Consider the following 25,026-nt stretch of genomic DNA (forward strand, 5'->3'; position numbering starts at 1 on the left):
ATGTCCAACGCCCGTCCCGATCTCGAGGGGGAGTCACATGCGAGTTGCTCGCATCATCACCGTTCTTCTGGCGGCCTTCACCGCCACCATGCTGGGTCTCACGCTTGCCCCCGCCAACGCCGCTGCGCCCACCGGCGAGCGGGCCACCCGCCACGTGGTGGATCCGCTCACGGCTGCCGAGATCCGGAATTCCGGCAAGTTCTACGTCAAGGGCAAGGCTCGCACCGCCAAGGGCAAGGTCGTCTACCTGCAGAGCAAGCGCAAGGGCCAGAACTGGCGCACGGTCAAGAAGACCCGCTCGTCGAAGGCCTCGGGCTACTTCAGGATGACCTTCCGCGGCAAGTGCGGCACCTACTTCCGCGTCATCGTCAAGAAGTCGGGTGGCTACGCCACCAACCGCACCAAGATCGGCCGGATCGTCTGCTACTGATCCGCTGAGCTCCGGCGCACCGCGCCGCACCGAGCACCAAGAAGGGCCCCGCCACGAGGCGGGGCCCTTCTTGTCGTCCGGCCGCCGCGAGCGACGGTCGGGGTGGGTCAGTCGACGGTCCAGGTGTCGCCGGAGCTGATGAGCGCGGTGAGGCGCTCGGCGGGGGTGCCGGTGACGCCGGTCCTGGCCTCGGCGACCTGGGCGCGGGCCTGGTCGTCGTAGGTGGGCCGCTGGACCTGGCGGAAGATGCCGATGGGGCTGCGGTTGAGGTAGCCGGCGTCGGTGAGGCGGCTGATCGCGAACGCGGTCGAGGGGTCAGGCTCGTGGGCGTCGTGGACCAGGATGTCCTCGGCGTCCACGGAGGCGGTGTCGACCACCTCGACGCCGCCGGATGCGGCGCGGACGAGTGCCTTGTCGCCGAGCCCGGTGGCCTCGTCGCGGGCGCCGAAGGTGATCGGCGAGCCGTGGACGAGCGGGATCACCGCGTGCTGGGCGGTCTCGCGGTCCTTGATCGCGTCGAACGCGCCGTCGTTGAAGATCGGGCAGTTCTGGTAGATCTCGACCAGCGAGGTGCCGCGGTGCGCGGCGGCGGCGGCGAGCACCCCGGTGAGGTGCTTGCGGTCGGAGTCGATGGTGCGCGCGACGAACGACGCCTCGGCGCCCAGCGCCAGCGAGACCGGGTTGAAGGGGTGGTCCACGGAGCCCGCAGGGGTGGACTTGGTGACCTTGCCGACCTCGGAGGTGGGTGAGTACTGACCCTTGGTGAGCCCGTAGATCCGGTTGTTGAACAACAGGATCGTTATGTTCACGTTGCGGCGCAGCGCGTGGATCAGGTGGTTGCCGCCGATGGACAGCGCGTCACCGTCACCCGTGACGACCCACACCGAGAGGTCCTCGCGCGCGGTGGCCAGACCCGTGGCGATCGACGGCGCACGGCCGTGGATGGAGTGCATGCCGTAGGTGTCGAGGTAGTACGGGAACCGGCTGGAGCACCCGATGCCAGAGACGAACACGATGTTCTCGCGGCGCAGGCCGAGGTCGGGCAGGAACGACTGCACGGCCTTGAGCACGGCGTAGTCACCGCAGCCGGGGCACCAGCGGACCTCCTGGTCGGAGGAGAAGTCCTTCCCGGTCTGGGTGACGCCCTCGGCGACACCGGGCACCAGCTCGGTGCCGGAGCGCAGGCCGGGGGCGGGAATGTCGATCGTGGTCACTTGCGTGCCTCCGCAGGGTTGGCTTCGTGGTCGGCGGCGGGGGTGTCGAGCCCGTGCTCGCCGAGGTGGACGTCGGTGCCCTCGGCCGTGCCTACGAGATCACCGATCGCCTCGGCGAGCTCGGCCGCCTTCAGGGGCAGGCCGTAGACGTGGTTGTAGCCGATGGCGTCGACGAGGTACTCCGCGCGCAGCAGCCGGGAGAGCTGGCCGAGGTTCATCTCGGGCACGAGGACCTTGTCGTAGGACTTGAGGATGTCGCCGAGGTCCTTGGGGAAGGGGTTGAGGTGGCGCAGGTGGACCTGGGCCACGTTGTATCCGGCGCGGCGCACCCGGCGGCACGCGGCACCGATGGGGCCGTAGGTGGAGCCCCAGCCGATCACGAGCACCTTCGCCTCGCCGGAGGGGTCGTCGACCTCGAGTGGGGGCAGCGAGTCGGCGATCCGGGCGATCTTCTCGGCGCGGATGCGGACCATGCGGTCGTGGTTGGCGGGGTCGTAGGAGATGTTGCCGTGGCCCTCGCCCTTCTCCAGGCCGCCGATGCGGTGCTCGAGGCCGGCGGTGCCGGGCACGGCCCACGGCCGGGCCAGGGTGGCCTCGTCGCGCAGGTAGGGCCAGAACTCGTCGGGCTCGCTCGCGCCGTCCTTGGCGGCCTTGGCGCTGACGTGGTTGGGGCCGGTGGCGAAGTTCGCGTCGATGACCGGCAGGTCCTCCACGTCCGGGATCGCCCAGGGCTCGGAGCCGTTGGCCAGGTAGCCGTCGGAGAGCAGCATCACCGGGGTGCGGTAGGTGATCGCGATCCGGGCGGCCTCGACCGCGGCGGCGAAGCAGTCGCCCGGCGACTGCGGCGCCACGATCGGGACGGGGGCCTCACCGTTGCGGCCGTACATGGCCTGGAGCAGGTCGGACTGCTCGGTCTTGGTCGGCAGCCCCGTCGAGGGGCCACCCCGCTGCACGTTGACGATGAGCAGCGGCAGCTCGGTCATCACGGCCAGGCCGATGGCCTCGCCCTTGAGCGCGATACCGGGACCCGAGGTGGTGGTGACGGCCAGCTGACCGGCGAACGAGGCGCCGATCGCGGCGCCGATGCCGGCGATCTCGTCCTCGGCCTGCAGCGTGGTCACGCCGAACGCCTTGTGCCGGCTCAGCTCGTGCAGGATGTCGGAGGCCGGGGTGATCGGGTACGAGCCCAGGAAGACCGGCAGGTCCGCCCGGACGCCGGCGGCGACGAGACCGTAGGACAGTGCCAGGTTGCCGGTGATGTTGCGGTAGGTGCCGGCCGCCATCTTGGCGGGCTTGATCTCGTACTGCACGACGAACGTCTCGGTCGTCTCGCCGTAGTTCCAGCCGGCCTTGAAGGCGGCGAGGTTCGCGCCCAGGATGTCCGGCTTCTTGCCGAACTTCTTGGTCAGGAACTCCACCGTGGGCTCGGTGGGACGGCCGTACATCCACGACAGCAGGCCGAGCGCGAACATGTTCTTCGCGCGCGCGGCGTCCTTGCGGGAGAGGCCGAACTCCTTGACGGCCTCGACCGTGATCCCGGTCAGGTCGACCGGCTGCACCTGGAACCCGGCCAGGATGTCGTCGACCTCGCCCAGCTTGTCCAGCGGGTTGGAGGCGTAGCCGGCCTTGTCCAGGTTGCGCTTGGTGAAGTCGTGGGTGTCCACGATGATCGTCGCCCCGCGCGGCAGGTCGCCCAGGTTGGCCTTCAGCGCCGCCGGGTTCATCGCGACCAGCACGTCGGGCCGGTCACCGGCGGTGAGGATGTCGTGGTCGGCGAAGTGGACCTGGAACGAGGAGACGCCGGGGATCGTGCCCTGGGGTGCCCGGATCTCGGCGGGGAAGTTCGGCAGGGTCACCAGGTCGTTGCCGAAGACGGCCGACTCCTGGGTGAACCGGTCACCGGTCAGCTGCATCCCGTCGCCGGAGTCCCCGGCGAACCGGATGATCACCCGATCCAGCTGCTTGACCTGCTTGGTCTGACTCACGTCTCGTCCACTTCTCTCAACTCGGCTGGTGACCGCGAGTGCTGGCGGCGGAGGATCAATCCTAGAACGGGGCTAGAACGGGTTCCACACCGGAGGTGGACACCTGTCCACCTACATCTCGACCGGGCATCGCAGCGGCGGTACCACGATATCGGGGTTCGGCGAAAGGGCTCGGCGAATCCGACTGGTGGTCGCGACCCAAACGTGACATCGATCACCGCGCGTGAGACAAAACCGCATCAACTCGATAATGTGCATTAGTCTGATCGAGTTAAACCCGAACCGAGCGACCGAGCGCTCGGCGGGCTCCAAGCCAAGGACAGATCAATGAACCGACTTCTCAAGGCGGCCACGGCCGTGATGACGAGTGCGTTGGCACTCACCGCCTGCTCCAGCGCCGGCGGAAGCAGTGCGGACGGCGACACCATCGGCATCTACGGCTTCGCTGTCCCGCAGGCGGCCAACGACGCCATCGCGGACGAGTTCGTCAAGACCGACGCCGGCGAGGGCGTGACGTTCTCCGGGTCCTACGGCGCGTCGGGCGAGCAGAGCCGCAAGGTCGCCGACACCAAGGGCAAGGACGTCGACTACGTCCACTTCTCTCTGGAGAGCGACGTCACCCGCCTGGTCGACGCCGGTCTCGTGGCGGAGGACTGGAACGCGGGCCCGAACAAGGGCATCGTCTCCGCCTCGATCGCCGTGATCGCGGTCGAGAAGGGCAACCCGCTCGGCATCGAGGGCTGGGACGACCTGGTTCGCAAGGACGTCAAGGTCGTCACCGCCGACCCGGCCAGCTCCGGGGCCGCTCGCTGGAACATCCTCGCCCTCTACACGCACGCTCTCTCGCAGGGCAAGAGCGAGAAGGAGGCGGACGCCTACCTCAAGAAGGTCTTCGCGAACGTGTCGAGCTGGGCCGCCAGCGGCCGCGAGGCCACCGAGGCGTTCAAGAAGGGCGTCGGGAACGTGCTCATCACCTATGAGAACGAGGCCATCCTGGCCAAGCAGAAGGGCGAGGAGCTCGACTACATCGTCCCGGAGACCAGCTTCCTGATCGAGAACCCCGGCGCGGTGCTCAAGGACGCCGACCCGGTGGCCACCGACTGGCTGGAGTTCGTGCTCAGCGAGAAGGGCCAGACCGAGTTCGTGGAGAAGGGCTTCCGCCCGATCGGCGACCTCGACATCTCCGGCATCGAGGTGGACGGCGCCAACGACCCGGCCGACCCGTTCCCGGCGCCGTCGAAGAAGCTCTACACGACCGCCGACCTCGGCGGCTGGCCGGCGATCGTCGAGGAGTGGTTCGGCAAGGACGGCGCCAAGCTGCGCTTCGACAAGCTGTACGCCGAAGCGACCCAGAAGTGACGCAGGCGTGACCGACACCCTCGTCGCCCCGGCTGGACCGGCTCGTACCTCGAGCCGGTCCAGCGGGCTCTTCCGTCTCACGCCGGTCAGCCGGGTCGGGCTCGGCCTCGCGCTGGTGTGGTTCAGCGTCCTGGTGATGCTCCCGCTGGCCGCGGTCGTCGGTGCGGCGGCCGCCGGCGGGTGGGGCGCCTTCTGGGGCACGCTCACCGACGCCCAGACCTTCGCCGCGCTCCGCCTGACCGTCATCGAGGCGGCCCTGGTCACTGTCGCCAACGCCGTGCTCGGCACGGTGGTCGCCTGGGTACTGGTGCGCGACCAGTTCTTCGGCAAGCGGGTGCTCGACGTCATCATCGACATCCCGTTCGCGCTGCCGACGATCGTGGCGGGCCTCGTGCTGCTCAGCCTCTACGGCCCGGACAGCCCGGTCGGCGTCAACATCGTCAACACCCGCCAGGGCATCTTCCTCGCCCTGCTCTTCGTGACCCTGCCGTTCGTCGTACGCACGGTGCAGCCGGTGCTCATCGAGCTGGACGCGGACGTGGAGGAGGCCGCCGCCTCGCTCGGCGCCTCGCGGTTCACGACGTTCCGCCGGATCATCCTGCCCAGCCTGGTGCCGGCGATCGCCGCGGGCTCCTCGCTCGGCTTCGCCCGGGCGATCAGCGAGTTCGGCTCGCTGGTGCTGATCTCGGGCAACACGCCGTACCAGACGGAGGTGGCCTCGCTGAAGATCCTCAAGTTCATCGAGGGCGACAACCAGGCCGGTGCGGCCGCGGTCGCGGTGCTGCTCCTGGCGGTCGCCGTGCTCACCATCGTCGCGCTCGACCTGATCTCACGGAGGGTGGCACGCCGTGGCTGACACTCGAACCACCCGGCACCGCAAGGGTCCGGTCACCTACGCGCTGCGGATCGGCGTCATCGCCTACCTCGGCGTGCTGGTGGTGTGGCCCCTCTACGAGGTCGGCGTGCGCACCTTCGCCCCCATCGAGCGCGGTGCCGAGGGCGGTCTGGCCGCCTTCTGGGAGCGGCTGCAGGACCCGACCGTCAGCTACGCCTTCTCCCTCACCGCCACCTGCGCGTTCTGGGCGGTGCTGATCAACACCGTCTTCGGCGTGGGGATCTCGCTGCTGCTGGTCCGCTACTCCTTCCCCGGCCGACGGATCCTCTCGGTGCTCGTCGACCTGCCGATGTCGGTCTCCCCGGTCGTGGTCGGCCTGGCCCTCGTGCTCGCCTACAGCACCGGCCAGGGCTGGTTCGGGGAGACGCTGGCCTCGGCGGGCATCTTCATCATCGGCTCCACCCCCGGCCTGATCATGGCGACCGCCTTCGTCAGCCTCCCGTTGGTGATCCGCGAGATCGTGCCCGTGCTGCAGGAGATCGGCACCGACGCCGAGCTGGCCGCCAGCAGCCTGGGGGCCAACGGCTGGCAGACGTTCCGCCGGATCACGCTGCCCAGCATCAAGTGGGCCGTGGTCTACGGGGTCGTGCTGAGCATGGCCCGCTCCCTCGGCGAGTTCGGCGCGGTCAAGATCGTCAGCCCCGGCGCCGAGTACCGCGGGGAGACCGCCACCATCCTCATCCAGAACCGGTACACCAACTACGAGGAGCCGACCGCCTACGCGGCCGCCTTCGTCCTCGTGCTCGCCTCCGTGCTGGCACTCGTGGTGGTGTCCCTCATCCGCAAGGAAGAGCACGCATGAACATCCAGATCAACGGCGTCAACAAGCGGTACGGCGACTTCGTCGCGCTGGAGGACATCAACGTCTCCCTGCCCACCGGTCAGCTGACCGCGCTGCTCGGCCCGAGCGGCGGCGGCAAGTCCACGCTGCTGCGCATCATCGCCGGGCTCGAGACCGCGGACTCGGGCACCGTGGAGATCGCGGGCACCGACGCCACCCGGCTGCCTCCGCAGAAGCGCAACGTCGGCTTCGTGTTCCAGCACTACGCGGTCTTCAAGCACCTCACGGTCGCCAAGAACGTCGCCTTCGGCCTGGAGATCCGCAAGCGGCCCAAGGCGGAGGTCAAGGCGAAGGTGGCCGAGCTGCTGGACCTGGTGCACCTGTCCCAGTTCGCGCACCGGTTGCCCTCGCAGCTCTCCGGCGGCCAGCGACAGCGGCTCGCCCTCGCGCGGGCGCTGGCCGTCGAGCCCAGCGTGCTGCTCCTCGACGAGCCGTTCGGGGCGCTGGACGCCAAGGTCCGCAAGGAGCTTCGCGACTGGCTGCGCCGCCTGCACGAGGACGTCCACGTCACCACCGTCTTCGTCACCCACGACCAGGAGGAGGCCCTCGAGGTCGCCGACGAGATCGTGGTGATCAACGAGGGCCGCATCGAGCAGATCGGCACCCCCGACCAGCTCTACGACGAGCCCGCCAACGAGTTCGTGATGGGCTTCCTCGGCGAGGTGACCCGCCTGGGGGCCCAGCGGCTGCGCCCGCACGACATCGAGCTGACCGTGACGCCGGTGCCCGGGACGTACGCCGGGACCATCGTGCGCGCCCTACGGGTGGGCTTCGAGGTCCGGATCACCGTGCAGGTCGAGGGTCAGGACGAGGACGTCCTGGTGGTGCTCTCGCGCACCAACGCCCGTGCGCTGGCACTCGACGTCGGCACCCGGGTGTGGCTGAGCCCGGCCGTCGGGGCCACCGCGATCTCCGCGGGCGAGATCGTCGAGGTCGCCGCGGTCTGAGGGACTGGTGGGCGCCCGCTGCGTCAGCGGGTCAGCGGGTCAGCGGGTCAGCGGGTCAGCGGGTCAGCGGGTCAGCGGGTCAGCGGGCGCGGGAGGCGTAGGTGTTGGCGTGCGTGGCCACCGCCGCGACGTAGTCGTCGGAGTGGTTGTAGCTGAACACCGCGCGCCGCCACGTGTCGGCGACCGACAAGTTGCCGCTGTGGCACAGATAGCGCGCCGCGGCGAGCGCCGCGTCGTCGATCTGGTCGGGGTCTGCGGTCCCGTCACCGTCGCCGTCGGCCCCCCAACGCTCCCACGTGGAGGGGATGAACTGCAGCGGACCGACCGCGCGGTCCCAGGTGGTGTCGCCGTCCAGCGCGCCACCGTCGGTGTCGCGGATCGCCGCGAACGTCGTACCGTCCAGCGCCGGGCCACGGACGGCCGGCACGCTGCGTCCGTCGGCGCCGAGGACCGTCTCGTCGGCGGCGCTGTGGCCGGACTCCACCCAGCCGATCCCGGCCAGGGTGTTCCAGCCGACCCGGCACCCCGGCTGCTCCTCGGCCAGGCGCAGTTGGGCGCCCGCATAGGCGGACAGCGCTCGGGCCGGGATGCCGGTGGACCGCGCGGTGGCGTCCAGCCACTCGGGCGCCGGCTGGTAGGGGTTCGTCGCTCCCGAGCCCGCCCCGGCGGCGGGGGCCGGGACGGCGGACGGCTCGGCCTGCACGACCACGACGCCCCCGTTCAGGGACGCCGGGCGCGCGGGTTCGGAGCTGGCCGCCATCGCGATGCCGGTGCCTACGGCGACGAGGGCGAGCGCGCCGAGCGCGATCGAAGCGCCCCGCAGGCGCTCGGTGCCCACGCGCTCAGCGATAGTTCGTGAACTGGACGGCGAAGTCGAGGTCCTGGGCCTTCACCAGCGCGATCACGGCCTGCAGGTCGTCGCGCTTCTTCGACGACACCCGCAGCTCGTCGCCCTGGATCTGCGCCTTGACGCCCTTGGGGCCCTCGTCGCGGATGAGCTTGGAGATCTTCTTGGCGTCCTCGGAGGAGATGCCCTCCTTGAGGGCGATCGAGATCTTCGAGACCTGCCCGGACTGGCGCGGCTCGGAGGCGTCGAGGATCTTCAGCGACTGGTTGCGCTTGATCAGCTTGTCCTGGAAGACGCTGAGCACCGCGTTCGCGCGGTCGTCGGCGGACGCGGCGATCTCGATGGCCTGCTCGCCCTTCCACTCGATGCTCGCTCCCGTGCCCTTGAAGTCGAAGCGCGTGGCGATCTCGCGGGCGGTCTGGCCGAGGGCGTTGTCGACCTCCTGACGGTCGATCTTGCTGACGATGTCGAAGGACGAGTCGGCCATGGCTGTCACCTGCGCTGGTTTCGGTCGGACGGGAGGACTGCGCTATTGTTTCGCGTCGTCACCGGCCAACCAACTCAGGGTGGCAATTCCTGAGGTCGGAGACAGCCCGGCAGATTGCCCGAGCGGCCAAAGGGAGCTGACTGTAAATCAGCCGGCATTGCCTACGTAGGTTCGAATCCTGCATCTGCCACGGCAACAAGACAGGCCCCCGCCTCACGGTGGGGGCCTGTCGCATTCCCGGCGGCCTGCGGTGCGCGGGCGGTCCGTGGCCGGTTCGTGGCCTGCTCGTCCTCAGCCGAGGGTGAAGGTCAGCCAGAGGCCGAGGGCGGTGGTCGCGGGGGCGACCAGCAGCCAGGCGGTGAGCGGGCTGTGCTTGTGGATGGCGCGACCGCCGGCGACGGCGATCACCATGAACGCGCCGGCGATGATGTTGAGGCCGATCCGCGCGGCCGTCGCCGAGGCGGGCGTCTCGATCGCGGCGAAGACCATGGCACCTGCCATGTGCGCGGCCGTGAACACCACCAGCGTCGACATCACCCAGCGCTGCACCTGCGTCAGGGACCGGTCGTCGACCGGGCGGACCGGGTGTGCCGGGTCCATCAGGTGGCGGCGACGGCGGGCCTGGGGCTGCGGGGCGGTGTGCGGGGCGGTGCTCATCGTGCTCTCCTATCTTGGTGTGCCAATAGTTTGCACACCAACTATTGCTAGGCTAACACCGTGCCCTCGCCTGCTGATTCCCCCCGGATCGAGAACCCGCTCGCCCTCGACCAGCAGGTCTGCTTCGCGCTGGCCATCGCTTCCCGCAGCGTCGTCGCGCTCTACCGACCCTTCCTGGAGCCGCTGGGACTGACCCACCCGCAGTACCTGGTGATGCTCTGCCTGTGGGAGCAGGAGCCGCGACGGGTCTCTGAGCTCTCCCGGCTGCTCGAGCTCGACCCCGGCACGCTCTCCCCGCTGCTGAAGCGGTTGGAGGCCGCCGGCTTCGTGCGGCGCGAGCGCGACCCCGATGACGAGCGGGCGCTGGCGGTCTCGCTCACCGAGCAGGGACGTGCCCTGCGCGCGAAGGCCGAGGACATCCCGGCCGGCATCGTGGAGCGGCTCGGCGTGCCGATCGACGAGCTCATGGACCTGCACCGTCGGCTGACCCGGGTGATCGAGGCAGCGAAGCGCTGACGTGCCGGCCGGCAGTCGGCCCGGGACCTACCGGTATGCCCTGCCGCCGGCTGCCTACCGTCAGGGCATGGAGGCACCTGTGAACCCGACGACCTGTGCAGAGTGCGGCTCGGCGATGGACCCCGCGCCGCTGTCCGGACCGGACCCCGACCCCGACCCCGACCCCGCCCGGTGGGTCTGCCCGCGTTGCGGCCACGAGGAGGCCACTGCGTCCTGAGCAACGCCTGCTCCGCGGCGCAGACGGTGTCTCAGGTCCGCGACACCTGCTCGCGCTGCCGGGAGCGCCGGGCCAGCAGCCGGGAGCGCCAGCCCAGCACGATGACGATCGAGCTGGACACCAGCGAGATCCAGCCGACCCACTGGCCGAGGTTGAAGCTGCGCCGGTCCTCGGCCAGGGACGAGCGCACGTCGTCGGTGTCCAGGTGCGTGAGCAGCTCGCCCTTCGGGTCACTCAGCACCGTGACCTCGTCACCCACCTCCCAGCCGTCGCAGTCCTCCAGCTCGACCAGGGACTGCTCGACCCCGTCGAGCGTGTAGCGCACGTCGGGGCAGTACACCGTGCGGGTGGTGGAGCTGCGCCGGCTCCGCTCGGTGACCTCGCGCTCGCGGATCTCGGTGACCACGCCCTTGCTGCGCACCCCGTCGGCGCGCAGCCGGTCGAAGTCCTCGGCGTCCTCGACGGGGGCGCCCGAGAGCCCGGTCAGCCAGATGAGCAGGATTCCGATCACGAAGAGGAAGTAGCGGGCCACGGCGCCCTTCCTTCCCCGCCCCCCGCGCCTCAATCCTCCCGGTTTACCGGCGGCCCGGCGCGCTCCAGGGGCGCGGGGTCGGGCTCAGGCGGGGGTGAGGAGGAAGACCGGGATCACCCGGTCGGTCCACTCGGTGTACTTGTCGTAGTTGGGCCACACCGTGGTCATGTGCGCCCAGGCCCGGTCCTTCTCCTCACCGGTGAGCTCGCGCCACCGGCAGGTGTAGGGACGCCGGTTGTAGACGATCTCGACGGTCTCGGCGGCGCGCAGGTTCGCCGACCAGATCGGCGGCTTCGGCGCGCCGAACGAGGAGCCTGCGATCAGCCACCCGCCCTGCCAGGGCACGCACAGCAGCGGTGTCGTGCGCGGGATGCCGCTCTTGCGGCCCTTGACCGTCAGCAGCAGGCTCGGCAGGCCGGCGATGCCGACCATGCTGACCCGGCCGCGGGTCAGCCGCTGCAGGTGCTTGTCGGTCCACGTGATCTGGGGCAGCAGCCCGGGCATCCACGAGTAGGAACCGAGCTTGATCGCGATCGGGGTGAGCAGGCCCATGCCGCGCACCCTAGGGGAAACCCGTCGTTCCCGCGGGCCCGTCCGGACAACGTCGACGGGGCGCCCTCCTCGTGGGAGGACGCCCCGTCGTGGGCTTCGCGGTCGCGGCGTGAGCCGTCAGGGAGCGACCGGCTGCCCGGTGAGCACCTTGTAGGTGTACGCCGTGCCGATCAGCATGATCGGCAGCGTGAAGATGATGCCGATGCCGCACAGGATCGTCCCGGCGCCGCCGATGAGGCCCCCGACGAGGTACCAGACCAGGGCGTTGCCGAGGTTGTTCTTCACCAGCTCGAAGCTCGCCTTGATCGAGTCGACCGGCGAGAGGCGCTTGTCGATGGCGAAGTACAGCGCGTATGTGGACACGAAGGCGAACAGGATGCCCGGCAGGTAGCAGAGGATGAAGCCCACCATCGTGCCCGCACCGACCAGGACGGCGGTGCCCAGGACCCGGCCCACGTCGTCGAACTTGAAGGCCTCCGCGGCCTGGAACGGACGGCCCTCGGTGATGCCCAGGGCGCCGCGGATCAGGCCGGCGTTGATCACCGTCATCACCAGGATCAGCGCGCCGGAGACGGCCGCGTTGAGCATCAGGACGACGATGCCGGGCGTGCTCCAGCTGGTCAGCGCGCCCACCACGGCGAACCCGACGATGCCGACGACGAGCAACGCCGCGAACAGGCCGAGCGCGGCCAGGACGAGCTGCGCCATGTTCGCCTGGAACTTGGCCCAGGCATAGCCGACCGCCGCCCCGAGGTCCCAGCCCCGCGGCGCTGCGCCGTAGCCGCCACCCTGGGGAGGGCCGCCGTACCCGCTACCGGGCGGAGGCCCGCCGTAGCCGCCACCGGGCGGGGGTGCGCCCCAGCCGCCGCCGGGCGGGGGAGGCGGAAGAGGTGCTCCTGGTCCGCCCGGAGGAGGGGGCTGGTTGTAGGACATGGGTGTCTCCTTGGCTCCGTGGTGCGTGGGCCGCACCGGGACGTGGCGGCAATGTAGTGCCAATCTCGGGGCTTGGCGACGGTGGTTCCCGCCGTCCCCGGGGTGCCTCCCGAGCAGGCGCCGCGGCCCTGATTCCCCGTCCTGGCCGGTTTCAACCACCCCTCTCCATGGTCCTGTCTGTGGTCCTGTCCGCAGTCCTCCCGCGGGCCGGCCGTGCCCGCCGACCGTCCGCCAGCGAAGATGGCGGGAGGGCGCGCGGAGAGCGGCGCGCGAGCCGGGGGAGAGGCGAGGACGATGAGCAATCCGGAGGCACGGCCCCAGGAGGTCGAGTGCGCCGGGCGGCCGGCCGCCGACGTCGAGCTGATGGTGCCGCGTGCCGTGCCGCTGGGCGGTCCCCGCGCGATGCTGGTACGACGCACGCTGCCGCAGCGGCAACGCTCGCTGATCGGCGCGTGGTGCTTCCTCGACCACTACGGCCCCGACGAGGTCGCCGAGACCGGCGGGATGGTCGTCGCCCCGCACCCGCACACCGGCCTGCAGACCGTGAGCTGGTTGTTCACCGGCGAGATCGAGCACCGCGACAGCGCCGGCAACGTCGCCGTCGTGCGCCCCGGCGAGGTCAACCTGATGACCGCGGGCCGCGGCATCAGCCACTCCGAGATCTCCCTGCCGAGCACCACGGTGCTGCACGGTGCCCAGCTGTGGGTGGCGCTGCCCGACGCGCACCGCGACACCGACCCCGGCTTCGAGCACCACGCACCGGAGCCGGTCTCCGGTGAGGGCTGGACGGCCCGGGTGTTCCTCGGCTCGCTGCTGGGCGAGACCTCGCCGGTGCACACCTTCACCCCGCTGCTCGGCGTCGAGATCCTCCTGGAGCCCGGCGCCCGGCTCGAGCCGGCGGTGGACGCCACCTTCGAGCACGGCGTGCTCGTGGACCGGGGAGCGGTCCGGGTCGCAGGCCTCGACGCCTCCGTGGCCGACCTGGCCTACGTGCCGCCGGGACGCAGCGACCTCGAGCTCGTCGCCGGCCCGGACGGCGCCCGGCTGCTGCTGATCGGCGGCCCACCGTTCGCCGAGTCGATCGTGATGTGGTGGAACTTCGTGGGGCGCAGCCACGAGGAGGTCGTCGCCTACCGCGAGGCGTGGCAGACGCAGGTCACCGACCCGGCCACCGGCGAGGTGGTCACGGACGGCCGGCTGGTCGCGCCGGGGCTCTTCGGCATCGTACCGGGGCAGCCGCGGCGACCGATCCCGGCGCCGCCGCTGCCCAACGCCCGGCTGAAGGAGCGCCGGTGAGCGCTCGATGATCCTCGGTCTCACCTGGCTGGTCGTCTTCCAGCTCGTCGGCGAGGTGGTGGTGCGGGTGCTCGACGTCCCTGTCCCCGGACCGGTCGTGGGGATGCTGCTGCTGTTCTGCCTCCTCCGCCTGCGCTCGTACGACGAGGGCCCCATCGTCCGGGCCGGCACCGCGCTGCTGCGGCACCTGCAGCTGTTCTTCGTCCCGGCCGGGGTGGGCGTGGTCGCCTACCTCGCCCTGCTGGGGCGCGAGGCGGTGCCGATCACGGTGGCGATGCTCGGCTCCTGGGTGCTCGGGCTGCTGGTGGTCGCCTGGACCGCGGTGGCCCTGGAGCGGCTGCTCGGCAAGCGGCGCGACGACCTCGGGGAGCCGCCCCTGGAGCCGCCGCTGGAGTCGTCCGGGGGAGCGCGATGAGCGGGCTCGCCGAGGCGGGCGAGGCCGTGCTGGAGGTGCTGCGCTCGCCGCTGGGGCTGCTGGCGCTGACGCTGGGCGGCTACCAGCTGGGGCGCTGGCTGCAGCGCCGTACCGGTGGGCATGCGCTGGCGCAGCCGGTGCTGGTCTGCGTCGTCGTGGTGGCCGTCGCGATCGGGGTACTCGGCGTGGAGTACCCGGACTACCGGCGGGCCACCGAGCTGATCGCGTTCTGGCTGGGCCCGGCGACCGTCGCGCTGGCGATCCCGCTGCACCGCCAGGCCGCCCGGCTGCGCGGCTTCGTGGTGCCGATGCTGGTCGCGATCATCGTGGGCGCGGTGGTCTCGATCGTCTCCGCGGTGCTGCTCGCCCGTGCCCTGGGCGCCGGCGACTCGCTGGAGCGCACGCTGGGCACCAAGGCCGCGACCACGCCGGTGGCGATCGCGGTGTCGGAGTCGCTCGGCGGCATCGGGCCACTCGCCGCGGTGTTCGCGATCATCATCGGCATCGTCGGGGCCATCGCCGGGCCCGCGCTGCTGGACCTGGCGCGGGTGCGCGACCGGCGTGCCCGCGGGCTTGCCGTCGGGGCCGTCTCGCACGGCGTGGGCGCCTCCCGGATGCTGCGGGAGGACGAGACCGAGGGCGCCTTCGCCGGCCTCGGCATGGGGCTGACCGCGCTGGCCATCAGCGTGCTCGTCCCGCTGCTCGCGCTGCTGCTGTTCTGAGCCCCGGACCGCTGAGCGGCAGCGGCTAGGTTGACCGGATGCGCGTGCACGCCTTCACCGACGACGTCCTGGCCGACCTCGATGCGGTCGGCCTCGCCGAGCAGCTCGCCAGCCGCCGGATCGGCGCCGTGGAGGTGGTCGAGGCTGCCATCGCCCGCACCGAGCGGCTGGCCGAGCTGAACCCGATGGCCTACCGCGCCTACGACCGGGCCCGCGGACAGGCGGCCACGGGCACGGACGGGTTCTTCGCGGGCGTGCCGACCGTGGTCAAGGACAACGTGGACGTGGCCGGGATGCCCACCGGGGCCGGGACCGACGCCTGGGCCCCGCGCCCGGCGAAGCGCAACGGTGATTTTGCCGACATGTACCTGGGCACCGGACTGGTCGCGCTCGGCAAGAGCCAGCTCTCGGAGTACGGCTTCAGCGCCGCTGCGGAGCACCCCCGGCTCGGGCCCGTGCGCAGCCCGTGGGACCCCGAGCGGACCGCCGGCGCGTCCAGCTCCGGTGCGGCCGTGCTCGTCGCCGGGGGCGCGGTGCCCATCGCCCACGCCAACGACGGCGGCGGCTCCATCCGGATCCCGGCGTCGGTCAACGGGCTGGTCGGGCTCAAGCCCACCCGCGGCCGGCTGGCGCAGGACCGGGTGCACCGCGACCAGCCGATCCGCATCGTCTCCGACGGCGTGCTGACCCGCACGGTGCGCGACACCGCGGCGTTCTACCGGGAGGCCGAGCGGCGCTACCGGCCGTTGGCCCTGCCGCCGATCGGGGACCTCACCCGGCCGCTGCGCCGGCGGCTGCGGATCGCGTTGAACACCACCGGCGTGGACCGCGGCGCGGACGCCGAGACCACCGCGCTGGTGCACCAGGTCGCCGCGCAGCTGGAGGACCTGGGCCACGCCGTGACCGAGACCGACGCGCCCGTGCCGGCCAGCTTCCCCGACGACTTCCTGCTCTACTGGGCGTCGCTGTCGCTCGCCCTGCTCAGCTCGGGCCGGCTGGTGCACGGCTCGAGCTGGGACCGCTCCCGGCACGACAACCTGACCCTCGGCCTGGCCCGGCACGCGCGACGCAACCTGCACCGCCTGCCCGGGGCGATCGCCCGGTTGAGGCGCACGGAGGCCGCCGCGGAGCTCTACTACGCCAAGTACGACGTCGCGCTGACCCCCACCGTCGCCACCGCCACGCCGCTGGTGGGCCACCTCGACCCGACCCTCGACTACGAGGTCGTCCTGCAGCGGCTGCTCGACTGGGTGGCGTTCACGCCGTGGCAGAACGTGACCGGCGCACCGGCCATCTCGCTGCCCCTGGCGAGGACCTCGACGGGCCTCCCGCAGGGGGTCATGTTCGGTGCCCAGTCGGGGGCCGAGGCCCTCCTGATCGAGCTCGCCTACGAGCTCGAGGAGGCCTGCGGATTCGCCCGGATCCAGGGCTGATCGCCCTCGATTTCGTATGGCCACAGGGCTTGTGTATGGTTCTGCGGCGTTGCCCCTTTAGCTCAGTCGGCAGAGCGTCTCCATGGTAAGGAGAAGGTCTACGGTTCGATTCCGTAAAGGGGCTCTGGGAACGAGGGCCCGATCCGCGACGGCGGATCGGGCGCCCTGACCCCTGGCGGGGTAGCTCAGGTGGTTAGAGCACACGGCTCATAATCGTGGTGTCGCGGGTTCGAGTCCCGCCCCCGCTACGCCAGATCACGAAGACGAAGTTGCACCGAGTGGTAGGAACTTCGCCAGGTACGAACTTCCCGGCAGTACCCCACACACAGCAGTAGAAGGACTTCCCGTGGCCAGCAAGAGCTCTGACGTTCGCCCCAAGATCACGCTCGCCTGCGTGGACTGCAAGGAGCGCAACTACATCACGAAGAAGAACCGGCGCAACGACCCCGACCGCATCGAGCTGTCGAAGTTCTGCCCGCGCTGCCGCAAGCACACCGCGCACCGCGAGACCCGCTGACCCAGCGCGTCCGACGAACGCCGGCGCACGAGCGCTCCGCAGCCCGCGGTCCCCTCACCGGGACCGCGGGCTGCCGCCGTTCTCGGGCCTCCTAGGCTGAGCCCATGCCGATCGACGCCTCCCTCGCCGGGCGAGAGTTCCCCCCGACCGCACCCCACCGGGTCACCGCCGACTCCGTCGGTGCCTTCGCCGCCTCGCTCGGGGTGCCCTTCGACGGCTCCTCGCCGGTGCCGCCGACCTACCCGATCGTCGTGACATTCGCCGCGCTCCAGGACTTCCTGGCGGCCGAGCAGGTCGACCTGTCCCGGATCGTGCACGGCGACCAGCGGTTCAGCTACGTCCGCCCGGTCGCGGTCGGCGACGAGCTGACGGCGACGATGCGGGTGGCCAAGGTCCGCTCGATCGGCGGCAACGACATCATCACCACCACCAGCGACGTCACCGACGCCGCCGGCGAGCTCGTGGTGACCGCCGCCGCGACCCTCGTGCACCGCGGGGAGGTGGCCGCATGAGCGCCGTCGCGCTGGAGGCCGGCACCGTGCTGGAGCCCCTCGTGTTCGACATCACCCGCGCCGACCTGGTCGCCTACGCGGAGGCCAGCGGGGACCACAACCCGATCCACGTCGACGAGGAGGTCGCCCTGGCCGTCGGCCTGCCCGGCGTGATCGCCCACGGCATGTACACCCTGGGCCTGCTGGGCCGCGCCATCGCCGAGTGGACCGGCGGTGCGGAGGTCGTCGACCTCGGCGCCAAGTTCGTCGCCCCCGTGGTGGTGCCTGCGAAGGGCGCCGCCCGGATCGAGGTCTCCGGCACGGTGGGGGAGCGAACCGACGAGGGCCTCGTCCCGCTCACCCTGCAGGTCACCTCCGCCGACGCCAAGGTGCTGGGTGCGCCGAGGGCCACCGTCCGTGCCTGAGCAGCCCTCGACGCCCGGCCCCCGTCTGGCCGACCTCACCACGCTGCGCCTGGGCGGCCCCGCCGGCCGCTACGTCGCCGCCACCACGCCCGAGGAGCTCGCGCAGGCGGTCGCGGCCGCCGACGCCGCCGGCGAGGCGGTCCTGGTGGTCGGTGGCGGCAGCAACCTCGTCGTCGCCGACGAGGGCTTCCCGGGCACCGTCGTGCACGCCACCGGCGGCGGCGTGCGGGTCGAGCTCGCCGCGGAAGGCTCCGTCGGGGGCTCTGTCGACGGCTCTGTCGAGGTGACGGTCGCCGCCGGCGAGGACTGGGACGGCTTCGTCGCCCGCGCCGTCGCCGAGGGCTGGGCCGGCGTCGAGGCGCTGTCCGGCATCCCCGGCACGGTCGGCGCCACCCCCGTGCAGAACGTCGGCGCCTACGGCCAGGAGGTCGCCCAGACGATCGCCCGCGTCCGGGTGTGGGACCGCACCCTGCGCGGCGAGCGCACCTTCACCGGCGCCGAGTGCCGCTTCGGCTACCGGCACTCCCGCTTCAAGGCCGACCGGTACGACGCCTGGGGCTCGCGCCACGTCGTCCTGGAGGTCACCTTCCGCTTCGCCCCGCCCGTCGGCGGTCCCGGCGAGCACGCCGCCTCGGCGCCCGTGGCCTACGCCGAGCTGGCCCGCACGCTCGGCGTCGAGGTCGGTCAGCGGGCCCCGCTGGGCGAGGTCCGCGCCGCGGTTCTCGGCCTGCGCCGCGGCAAGGGCATGGTCCTGGACGCCGCCGACCACGACACGTGGAGCGCCGGGTCGTTCTTCACCAACCCCTTCGTGGAGCCCGACCGGGTGCCGGCCGGCGCTCCGTCGTACCCCCAGCCCGACGGGCGGGTGAAGACCAGCGCGGCCTGGCTCATCGAGCACGCCGGCTTCGCCAAGGGCCACGGCCTGGACCGCCCGGGCGCGCGGGTCTCGCTGTCCACCAAGCACACCCTGGCGCTGACCAACCGCGGCGGCGCGAGCACCGCCGACCTGCTGGACCTGGCCAGAGAGGTGCGTGAGGGCGTCAGGGCGGCGTTCGGCATCGAGCTGGTCAACGAGCCCGTCACGGTGGGCTGCGCGCTCTGAGCGGCGGTTCTCCGGGCCTCAGGCCGCGGCGAACAGGGACGCGATGAACGCGATGAACGCCAGCAGCAGCAGCACGCCGATGGCGCCCAGCACCGTGCCGGCGATGCCGAGCCAGAAGCCGGTGGCGGCCATCGTCTCGCCGCCGTAGCCGGGCTGCTGCCGGATCTGACGCTTGGCCCGCGCGCCCAGCACGATCGCGACCGGAGAGCACACCACGAGCACGAAGGTCAGGCCCAACAGCGGTGCCAGCACCAGGCCGGCGAGGCCGAGGATCCCCAGCACCAGCGCGGTCACGGCCAGCGGGTGCGCCGGGGCTCCGGGGTGTGCCAGGTACTGCGGCGCCGGGTACGACGCCGGGTGGGACGCCGGGTGGGACGTGAGCGGTGCCGCCGGCGGCTCGGGCGCGACGTCGCCGTACGCCGGTGCCTCGTACGGCGAGAACACCGGGCCGGGCGGCACCGGCGGGGGCGTCTGCCCCTCAGGGCGCTGCTGGCTCGCCGGCTCCTGGTCGCTCATGGGGACCAGTCTCCCAAGGACCCGGTGGGCGAAACCAGTGCCCGCCCTCGCTCAGGCCGGCGGCGCGGCGAGCCAGGCGTCGATGTCGGCCAGCCCGGCGGCCAGGACGTCGGAGGGTGCCCGGCTGGCCCGCAGCGACATCCGGGCCAGCTCGGCGAGCCGCTCGTCGTCGAGGTCGTGCGCGGCGCGCATCGTGGCGTACTGCGCCGCCAGCCGGGAGCCGAAGAGCAGCGGGTCGTCGGCGCCCAGGGCCACGGTCGCGCCGGCCTCCAGCAGCACCGGCAGCGGCACCGAGGTCAGGTCGGTGTAGACCCCGAGCGCGACGTTGGAGACCGGGCACACCTCGAGCGCCACACCGGCCTCGACGATCCGCTCGAGCAGCGCCGGGTCCTCCGCGGCACGCACGCCGTGGCCCAGCCGGCCGGCGTGCAGCGCGTCCAGGCAGGTGCGCACGTGCTCGGGTCCGCGCAGCTCGCCACCGTGCGGCACCAGCAGCAGGCCGGCGCGCTCGGCGATCGCGAAGGCCGGAGCGAAGTCCCCGGTCTCCCCGCGCCGCTCGTCGTTGGAGAGCCCGAAGCCGACCACGCCCCGCCCGGCGTACTGCGCCGCGAGCCGGGCCAGGGTGCGTGCGTCGAGCGGGTGCCGGGTCCGGTTCGCCGCGATCACCAGCGCGATGCCCAGGCCGGTGCGCGCGGAGGCCTCGCGCACCGCGTCCAGCACCAGGTCCACGAACGGCGTGATGCCGCCGAACCGTGCCCCGTAGCCGCTGGGGTCCACCTGGATCTCCAGCCAGCGGCCACCGTCCGCGACGTCGTCCTCGGCGGCCTCCAGCACGAGGCGTCGTACGTCGTCCTCGGTGCGCAGCACCGACCGGGCGATGTCGTAGAGCCGCTGGAAGCGGAACCAGCCCTTCTCGTCGTCCGCGCGCAGCTGCGGCGGCCACTGGGAGACCAGGGCGTCGGGCAACCGGATGCCGTCGCGCTCGGCGAGCTCCAGCAGCGTCGAGTGGCGCATCGATCCCGTGAAGTGCAGGTGGAGATGAGCCTTGGGCAACGCATGGAGGTCCCGCACGCCGTCATCGTAAAGGGGCGGTCAGCGGCCGCTCACTGCGTCACCGCCGGGCCTGGCCGGCGCCGGGGTCGGGCGCGCCGACGGCCCCTGCGATTGGAGCTGCCGCGAGCCCGTGCGTAGACTCCACCCCTGGTGGTTCGTCCCCGAGCTCGAAGCGTGCCCTGAAGAGGGTCCCAGAGCCGGGGAGGAAGCCACGGAGGGCACTAGCTCAACTGGCAGAGCATCGGTCTCCAAAACCGAAGGTTGGGGGTTCAAGTCCCTCGTGCCCTGCAAGATGGACAGATGAAGAAGCGGACGTCGTCCCCGGCGGCCGCGCCACGAGGTGGACGGAGAGGGTGAGCAACGTGTCGGACGCTCCCGCGGTCGGCGGCCGCAAGGACGCTCCGGGCGGCAAGCAGCCCGAGAAGCGCACCGGTCCGGTCACCTTCTACCGCCAGGTGGTCGCCGAGCTTCGCAAGGTGGTCTACCCCACCCGCGAGCAGCTGGTCACCTACTTCTTCGTCGTCCTGGCGTTCGTGCTCGTCATGATCGCCATCGTCTCGGTGCTCGACCTTGGCTTCGGCAAGCTGGCCTTCGAGGTCTTCACGGGCGCCGACGACATCTGAGCGGGCCCGACCCGTTCACACCACTCGAACAACTGATGGAGCAGCACGTGACTGAGCAGTACGACCCGGCCCCGGAGAGCGACGAGACGTTCGCGACCGGCGGCGAGGACGTCGAGACCGCCGACGTCACCGACGAGGCCCCCGAGGCCGGCGACGAGACGTCGCACGCTGCCGACCCCGACACCGACGCCGAGGCTGACGACTCCGCCGACGACGTCGAGGACGAGGTCGCGGCCGAGGCCGCCGACGAGGACCCGCTCGAGGCGTTCCGCCGCGAGCTGTGGGCCAAGCCTGGTGACTGGTTCGTGGTGCACACCTACTCCGGCATGGAGAACCGGGTGAAGCAGAACCTGGAGAACCGGATCCACTCCCTCAACATGGAGGACTACATCCACGAGATCGTGGTCCCCACCGAAGAGGTCGCGGAGATCAAGAACGGTCAGCGCAAGATGGTCAAGCGCACCGTGCTGCCCGGCTACGTCCTGGTCCGGATGGACCTCACGGACGAGTCCTGGGCCGCCGTGCGGCACACGCCGTCGGTGACCGGGTTCGTCGGCCACAGCCACCAGCCGGTGCCGCTGAGCATGGACGAGGTCGAGAAGATGCTCGCCCCGGCCGTCGTCACCGCCGCTGCCGCCGAGGCCGAGGCCGCCGCGGCCTCGGGTGGTGCCACCGCCAAGCCGACCGCCAAGAAGCCGATCGAGGTCGCCGACTTCGACGTCAACGACTCCGTGCTCATCGTGGACGGTGCGTTCGCCACGCTGCACGCCACGATCACCGAGATCAACGCGGAGGCCCAGCGGGTCAAGGCGCTGGTCGAGATCTTCGGCCGCGAGACCCCGGTCGAGCTGAGCTTCAGCCAGGTCCAGCGGGTCTGAGCTCCCTCGTCGGCCCCGGCCGATGACAGCGCCGAGCCGGGCGCGAGCACTGCTCGCGGCCGGCTCTCGCGTTTCCGGCGCCGCCGCGCGCCGGCCCCATGCCCGCCGGCGTCGATTCGCGCTGGGGCGGGAGTTGGGGGAACAATGTCCAGGTTGCCCGGTCGAGGCCGGGTGATGCAGGTGGCAGAGGGCGTCCGCGCCCTCGTCATGACCACGAGAGAAAGAGATAGGAATGCCTCCGAAGAAGAAGATCGCCGCACTGGTCAAGGTGCAGCTGCAGGCCGGGGCGGCCACGCCGGCCCCGCCGGTCGGTACCGCGCTCGGTCCGCACGGCGTCAACATCATGGAGTTCTGCAAGGCGTACAACGCCCAGACGGAGTCCATGCGCGGCAACGTGATCCCGGTCGAGATCACCATCTACGAGGACCGGTCCTTCACCTTCATCACGAAGACCCCGCCGGCCGCGGAGCTGATCAAGAAGGCCGCCGGCCTCAAGAAGGGCTCGGGCGTCCCGCACAAGGAGAAGGTCGGCAAGCTGACCAAGGACCAGGTGCGCGAGATCGCCACGACCAAGCTCCCCGACCTCAACGCCAACGACATCGACGCCGCCATGAAGATCGTGGAGGGCACCGCCCGCTCCATGGGCGTCACCGTCGACTGACACATCGTGGAAGGGCCGCGCTGGCCCGCTGACCACACCTCCTCTTCTATCCAAAGGAACCACCATGCAGCGCAGCAAGACCTACCGCGCGGCTGCGGAGACGTTCGACAAGAACGAGCTCTACACGCCGCTGGCCGCGATCAAGATCGCCAAGTCGACCAGCAAGAAGAAGTTCGACGAGACCGTGGACGTCGTGTTCCGTCTCGGTGTCGACCCCCGCAAGGCCGACCAGATGGTGCGCGGCACCGTCAACCTGCCCCACGGCACCGGCAAGACCGCCCGCGTCCTCGTCTTCGCGAACGGGGACAAGGCCGAGGCCGCCCGTGAGGCCGGCGCGGACTTCGTCGGCAGCGACGACCTGATCGAGAAGGTCGCCGGCGGCTGGACCGACTTCGATGCCGTGGTCGCCACCCCGGACCTGATGGGCAAGGTCGGCCGCCTCGGCCGCGTGCTCGGTCCCCGTGGCCTCATGCCGAACCCCAAGGTCGGCACCGTCACCCCGGACCCGGCCAAGGCCGTGACCGACATCAAGGGCGGCAAGATCGAGTTCCGCGTCGACCGCCACGCCAACCTGCACTTCATCATCGGCAAGGCGTCCTTCTCCGAGACCCAGCTCGCGGAGAACTACGAGGCGGCGCTCGACGAGGTGCTGCGGCTCAAGCCCGCCAGCTCCAAGGGCCGGTACCTGAAGAAGGTCACCGTCTCCACCACGATGGGCCCCGGGGTCCAGGTCGACCCCAACCGCATCAAGAACGTCACGGAGCAGGACGAGGCCTGAGCCTCTCCCCATCCTCGCCACGACGCCCGTCGCTCCCCTGTGGAGCGGCGGGCGTTCGTGCATCCCGGCGCGGACCCGCGGACCGCGCGCCTAGGCTGACGCGGGTGCGACGTCTCCTCGGTCCGGTGCCGCCCGAGGAGACGTCGGCATGTTGAGCACGCTGCGGCTGCGCCCGTTCACCGCCGCCGGCTGAGACAGCCGGCGGCGAGCAGCGACGCTCAGGCGCTCAGCTTCTCCAGCGCCGCCAGCTCGACGCAGACCGCGACGCCGGCCATGGCGGCCTGCACCTCGGACAGCACCGGGAAGGTGGGCGCCAGCCGGATGTTGCGGTCGTCGGGGTCGTTGCCGTACGGGAAGGCCGAGCCGGCGGGGGTGAGCGCGATGCCCGCCTCCTTGGCCAGGGCGACGACCCGGGTGGCGGTGCCGTCGAGCACGTCGAGGTTCACGAAGTAGCCGCCGGTCGGCGCGCTCCACCGGGCGATCCCCAGCCCGTCGAGGCGGGAGGCGAGGGCGTCCTCGACGGCGCCGAACTTCGGGGCGATCAGGTCGCGGTGCTTGCGCATGTGCGCGCGCACGCCGTCGGCGTCGGTGAAGAACTCCACGTGCCGCAGCTGGTTGAGCTTGTCCGGGCCGATCGAGGCGAAGCCGAGGCGCTGCAGGTACCAGGCCCGGTTCTCCGGCGACGTCGCGAGCACGGCCACGCCGGCGCCGGCGAAGGTGATCTTGGAGGTCGAGGCGAACAGGATCGGCCGGTTGGGGTTGCCCGCGGCCGCGGCCAGACCGAGCGCGTCGGCGCTGACGGTCTCCTCGTCGGTGAGGTGGTGCACCGCGTAGGCGTTGTCCCACAGCACCCGGAAGTCCGGGGCGGCGGTGGGCATCGACATCAGCGCCTCGGCCACTTCGGGGGAGCAGGTCGCCCCCGTCGGGTTGGCGTACGTCGGCACGATCCACATCCCCTTGACGGACGGGTCGTCGGTGACGAGGGCACGGACCGCCTCGACGTCCGGGCCGTCGGCGTTCATCGGCACGCTGACCATCTCGATGCCCAGCTCGGCGAGCATGGTGAAGTGACGGTCGTAGCCGGGCACCGGGCACACGAACCGCACGACCGGCTCGTCCTTCCACGGCCGCGGCGAGTCCGGCCCGCCCTTGAGCAGCATCGCGGTGAGCGCCTGGTGCATCAGCGTCAGGCTGGAGTTGCCGCCGGCCACGATGCTGGCGACGTCCACGGCGAGGAGGTCGGCGAAGATCGCGCGCAGCTCCGGCAGCCCGTCCAGCCCGCCGTAGTTGCGCAGGTCGGTGCCGTCGGCCGAGCGGTACGTCGTGGGCAGGCCCAGCAGCCCGTTGGACAGGTCGAGCTGGTCGGCGCCGGGCTTGCCCCGCGTCAGGTCGAGCTTGAGCCCGGCCTCCTTCAGCGACTCGTAGTCGGCACGCGCCGCGCTCAGGCGCGCGGCCAGGTCCTCGGCGGACAGGGTGGACAACGGGGCGGGAGTGCTGGTCACAGGCCCATCGTGCCGCATCGACGATTTGGCCGCAGGTCCGGCACCGCCGTAGGGTGAGTCACTGAAACCTTAAGACCGCCGGTCGTCCGGACTGCCAGTCCGGACCGAAGGTTCCGCGAAGCGGGCGTCCTGCGTAGGGGATCAGAGCAAAGCCAGCGCGTCTTGCGACGCGCGAGGTCCGAGCCCTGAGCGCCTGCGCTCA

General features: G+C 71.3%; 30 protein-coding genes and 4 tRNA genes. 23 read left to right on the forward strand and 11 right to left on the reverse strand.

Annotated elements, in window-relative coordinates; genetic code table 11:
- Positions 1–37 precede the first annotated feature (37 nt).
- Complete coding sequence (locus KG111_RS02110) at positions 38–430, forward strand: hypothetical protein (protein ID WP_205292287.1); 393 nt, start codon at positions 38–40, stop codon at positions 428–430.
- A gap of 107 nt (positions 431–537) precedes the next feature.
- Here the strand turns inward: KG111_RS02110 and KG111_RS02115 are convergent, their stop codons facing one another.
- On the reverse strand, positions 538–1,644 hold the full coding sequence (locus tag KG111_RS02115) for a 2-oxoacid:ferredoxin oxidoreductase subunit beta (protein ID WP_372440172.1): 1,107 nt from the start codon (positions 1,642–1,644) through the stop codon (positions 538–540).
- Entirely contained in the window at positions 1,641–3,629 is a 1,989-nt protein-coding gene (locus tag KG111_RS02120) for a 2-oxoacid:acceptor oxidoreductase subunit alpha (RefSeq protein WP_249666263.1), read from the reverse strand. The genes KG111_RS02115 and KG111_RS02120 overlap by 4 nt, the downstream gene beginning before the upstream one ends.
- A 327-nt stretch (positions 3,630–3,956) precedes the next feature.
- On the opposite strand from KG111_RS02120, the gene KG111_RS02125 reads away from it, so the two are divergent.
- Genes KG111_RS02125 through KG111_RS02140 form a run of 4 tightly spaced genes read left to right on the forward strand, consistent with a single transcriptional unit; the run spans position 3,957 to position 7,671 of the window.
- Positions 3,957–4,988, forward strand: a complete 1,032-nt coding sequence (locus KG111_RS02125; protein WP_205292286.1) for an extracellular solute-binding protein — start codon at positions 3,957–3,959, stop codon at positions 4,986–4,988.
- A gap of 7 nt (positions 4,989–4,995) precedes the next feature.
- A complete protein-coding gene (gene cysT, locus KG111_RS02130; RefSeq protein ID WP_205292285.1) occupies positions 4,996–5,844 on the forward strand; it encodes a sulfate ABC transporter permease subunit CysT in 849 nt (282 codons plus the stop codon).
- Complete coding sequence (locus tag KG111_RS02135; protein WP_205292284.1) at positions 5,837–6,685, forward strand: sulfate ABC transporter permease; 849 nt, start codon at positions 5,837–5,839, stop codon at positions 6,683–6,685. The genes cysT and KG111_RS02135 overlap by 8 nt, the downstream gene beginning before the upstream one ends.
- Entirely contained in the window at positions 6,682–7,671 is a 990-nt protein-coding gene (locus tag KG111_RS02140; RefSeq protein WP_205292283.1) for a sulfate/molybdate ABC transporter ATP-binding protein, read from the forward strand. Before KG111_RS02135 ends, KG111_RS02140 begins: the two co-directional genes overlap by 4 nt.
- 79 nt (positions 7,672–7,750) lie before the next feature.
- Here the strand turns inward: KG111_RS02140 and KG111_RS02145 are convergent, their stop codons facing one another.
- A complete protein-coding gene (locus KG111_RS02145) occupies positions 7,751–8,509 on the reverse strand; it encodes a lytic transglycosylase domain-containing protein (protein WP_249666264.1) in 759 nt (252 codons plus the stop codon).
- A 4-nt stretch (positions 8,510–8,513) separates the two neighbouring features.
- Positions 8,514–9,005, reverse strand: a complete 492-nt coding sequence (locus KG111_RS02150; RefSeq protein ID WP_205292282.1) for a YajQ family cyclic di-GMP-binding protein — start codon at positions 9,003–9,005, stop codon at positions 8,514–8,516.
- A gap of 108 nt (positions 9,006–9,113) precedes the next feature.
- On the opposite strand from KG111_RS02150, the gene KG111_RS02155 reads away from it, so the two are divergent.
- Positions 9,114–9,195: transfer RNA gene (locus KG111_RS02155), tRNA-Tyr, on the forward strand.
- Between the two features lie 101 nt (positions 9,196–9,296).
- On the opposite strand, the gene KG111_RS02160 is transcribed toward KG111_RS02155, so the two are convergent.
- Positions 9,297–9,662, reverse strand: coding sequence for a hypothetical protein (locus tag KG111_RS02160; protein WP_205292281.1), 366 nt, complete (start codon positions 9,660–9,662; stop codon positions 9,297–9,299).
- Positions 9,663–9,722: 60 nt separating this feature from the next.
- On the opposite strand from KG111_RS02160, the gene KG111_RS02165 reads away from it, so the two are divergent.
- Entirely contained in the window at positions 9,723–10,178 is a 456-nt protein-coding gene (locus tag KG111_RS02165) for a MarR family winged helix-turn-helix transcriptional regulator (protein ID WP_249666265.1), read from the forward strand.
- A 67-nt stretch (positions 10,179–10,245) separates the two neighbouring features.
- Positions 10,246–10,395 (forward strand): hypothetical protein, encoded by a 150-nt coding sequence (locus KG111_RS02170; protein WP_205292280.1) that lies wholly within the window; start codon positions 10,246–10,248, stop codon positions 10,393–10,395.
- A gap of 31 nt (positions 10,396–10,426) precedes the next feature.
- Here KG111_RS02170 and KG111_RS02175 read toward each other — a convergent pair whose 3' ends face one another.
- The 3 genes from KG111_RS02175 to KG111_RS02185 all read right to left on the reverse strand — a co-directional run bounded on the left by KG111_RS02175 (position 10,427) and on the right by KG111_RS02185 (position 12,187).
- The gene (locus tag KG111_RS02175; RefSeq protein ID WP_205292279.1) at positions 10,427–10,927 is read right to left on the reverse strand and encodes a hypothetical protein; all 501 of its coding nucleotides are present in this window, start codon (positions 10,925–10,927) and stop codon (positions 10,427–10,429) included.
- Positions 10,928–11,011: 84 nt separating this feature from the next.
- Entirely contained in the window at positions 11,012–11,479 is a 468-nt protein-coding gene (locus KG111_RS02180; RefSeq protein ID WP_205292278.1) for a nitroreductase family deazaflavin-dependent oxidoreductase, read from the reverse strand.
- A 117-nt stretch (positions 11,480–11,596) separates the two neighbouring features.
- Positions 11,597–12,187 (reverse strand): hypothetical protein, encoded by a 591-nt coding sequence (locus KG111_RS02185; protein WP_213450023.1) that lies wholly within the window; start codon positions 12,185–12,187, stop codon positions 11,597–11,599.
- Positions 12,188–12,706: 519 nt separating this feature from the next.
- Between KG111_RS02185 and KG111_RS02190 the strand changes: the two genes are divergently transcribed.
- The 10 genes from KG111_RS02190 (at position 12,707) to KG111_RS02235 (ending at position 18,813) form a co-directional block, all read left to right on the forward strand.
- Complete coding sequence (locus tag KG111_RS02190) at positions 12,707–13,708, forward strand: pirin family protein (protein WP_213450024.1); 1,002 nt, start codon at positions 12,707–12,709, stop codon at positions 13,706–13,708.
- A gap of 7 nt (positions 13,709–13,715) precedes the next feature.
- On the forward strand, positions 13,716–14,123 hold the full coding sequence (locus KG111_RS02195) for a CidA/LrgA family protein (protein ID WP_205292275.1): 408 nt from the start codon (positions 13,716–13,718) through the stop codon (positions 14,121–14,123).
- The gene (locus KG111_RS02200) at positions 14,120–14,845 is read left to right on the forward strand and encodes an LrgB family protein (protein ID WP_205292274.1); all 726 of its coding nucleotides are present in this window, start codon (positions 14,120–14,122) and stop codon (positions 14,843–14,845) included. The genes KG111_RS02195 and KG111_RS02200 overlap by 4 nt, the downstream gene beginning before the upstream one ends.
- Before the next feature lie 38 nt (positions 14,846–14,883).
- Positions 14,884–16,278 (forward strand): amidase, encoded by a 1,395-nt coding sequence (locus KG111_RS02205; protein WP_205292273.1) that lies wholly within the window; start codon positions 14,884–14,886, stop codon positions 16,276–16,278.
- A gap of 51 nt (positions 16,279–16,329) precedes the next feature.
- Positions 16,330–16,402 (forward strand) — tRNA-Thr (locus KG111_RS02210).
- 50 nt (positions 16,403–16,452) lie between these two features.
- A tRNA-Met gene (locus KG111_RS02215) sits at positions 16,453–16,526 on the forward strand.
- A gap of 98 nt (positions 16,527–16,624) precedes the next feature.
- Positions 16,625–16,795, forward strand: a complete 171-nt coding sequence (gene rpmG / locus KG111_RS02220; protein WP_028654832.1) for a 50S ribosomal protein L33 — start codon at positions 16,625–16,627, stop codon at positions 16,793–16,795.
- A gap of 104 nt (positions 16,796–16,899) precedes the next feature.
- Positions 16,900–17,307 (forward strand): FAS1-like dehydratase domain-containing protein, encoded by a 408-nt coding sequence (locus KG111_RS02225; protein WP_205292272.1) that lies wholly within the window; start codon positions 16,900–16,902, stop codon positions 17,305–17,307.
- Complete coding sequence (locus tag KG111_RS02230; protein WP_205292271.1) at positions 17,304–17,711, forward strand: MaoC/PaaZ C-terminal domain-containing protein; 408 nt, start codon at positions 17,304–17,306, stop codon at positions 17,709–17,711. Before KG111_RS02225 ends, KG111_RS02230 begins: the two co-directional genes overlap by 4 nt.
- Entirely contained in the window at positions 17,704–18,813 is a 1,110-nt protein-coding gene (locus tag KG111_RS02235) for a UDP-N-acetylmuramate dehydrogenase (RefSeq protein WP_249666266.1), read from the forward strand. The genes KG111_RS02230 and KG111_RS02235 overlap by 8 nt, the downstream gene beginning before the upstream one ends.
- A gap of 18 nt (positions 18,814–18,831) precedes the next feature.
- On the opposite strand, the gene KG111_RS02240 is transcribed toward KG111_RS02235, so the two are convergent.
- A complete protein-coding gene (locus tag KG111_RS02240) occupies positions 18,832–19,329 on the reverse strand; it encodes a DUF4190 domain-containing protein (protein ID WP_205292269.1) in 498 nt (165 codons plus the stop codon).
- Between the two features lie 51 nt (positions 19,330–19,380).
- On the reverse strand, positions 19,381–20,400 hold the full coding sequence (locus KG111_RS02245; RefSeq protein WP_205292268.1) for an adenosine deaminase: 1,020 nt from the start codon (positions 20,398–20,400) through the stop codon (positions 19,381–19,383).
- A 197-nt stretch (positions 20,401–20,597) separates the two neighbouring features.
- Here KG111_RS02245 and KG111_RS02250 point away from each other — a divergent pair.
- The 5 genes from KG111_RS02250 to rplA all read left to right on the forward strand — a co-directional run bounded on the left by KG111_RS02250 (position 20,598) and on the right by rplA (position 23,322).
- Positions 20,598–20,670, forward strand: a tRNA-Trp gene (locus tag KG111_RS02250).
- Positions 20,671–20,735: 65 nt separating this feature from the next.
- Positions 20,736–21,005 carry a preprotein translocase subunit SecE gene (gene secE / locus KG111_RS02255; protein ID WP_205292267.1) on the forward strand — a complete coding sequence of 90 codons (270 nt, stop codon included), beginning with the start codon at positions 20,736–20,738 and terminating at the stop codon, positions 21,003–21,005.
- Between the two features lie 47 nt (positions 21,006–21,052).
- On the forward strand, positions 21,053–21,883 hold the full coding sequence (nusG, locus tag KG111_RS02260; protein ID WP_249666267.1) for a transcription termination/antitermination protein NusG: 831 nt from the start codon (positions 21,053–21,055) through the stop codon (positions 21,881–21,883).
- Positions 21,884–22,115: 232 nt separating this feature from the next.
- Positions 22,116–22,544 carry a 50S ribosomal protein L11 gene (rplK, locus tag KG111_RS02265; protein ID WP_205292265.1) on the forward strand — a complete coding sequence of 143 codons (429 nt, stop codon included), beginning with the start codon at positions 22,116–22,118 and terminating at the stop codon, positions 22,542–22,544.
- Positions 22,545–22,608: 64 nt separating this feature from the next.
- Positions 22,609–23,322 carry a 50S ribosomal protein L1 gene (gene rplA, locus KG111_RS02270; RefSeq protein ID WP_205292264.1) on the forward strand — a complete coding sequence of 238 codons (714 nt, stop codon included), beginning with the start codon at positions 22,609–22,611 and terminating at the stop codon, positions 23,320–23,322.
- Positions 23,323–23,540: 218 nt separating this feature from the next.
- On the opposite strand, the gene KG111_RS02275 is transcribed toward rplA, so the two are convergent.
- Positions 23,541–24,824 (reverse strand): aspartate aminotransferase type Ic, encoded by a 1,284-nt coding sequence (locus tag KG111_RS02275; RefSeq protein ID WP_249666268.1) that lies wholly within the window; start codon positions 24,822–24,824, stop codon positions 23,541–23,543.
- Positions 24,825–25,026: the final 202 nt, after the last annotated feature.

It is taken from the genome of Nocardioides faecalis (genome assembly GCF_018388425.1).
Lineage (GTDB): Bacteria > Actinomycetota > Actinomycetes > Propionibacteriales > Nocardioidaceae > Nocardioides > Nocardioides faecalis.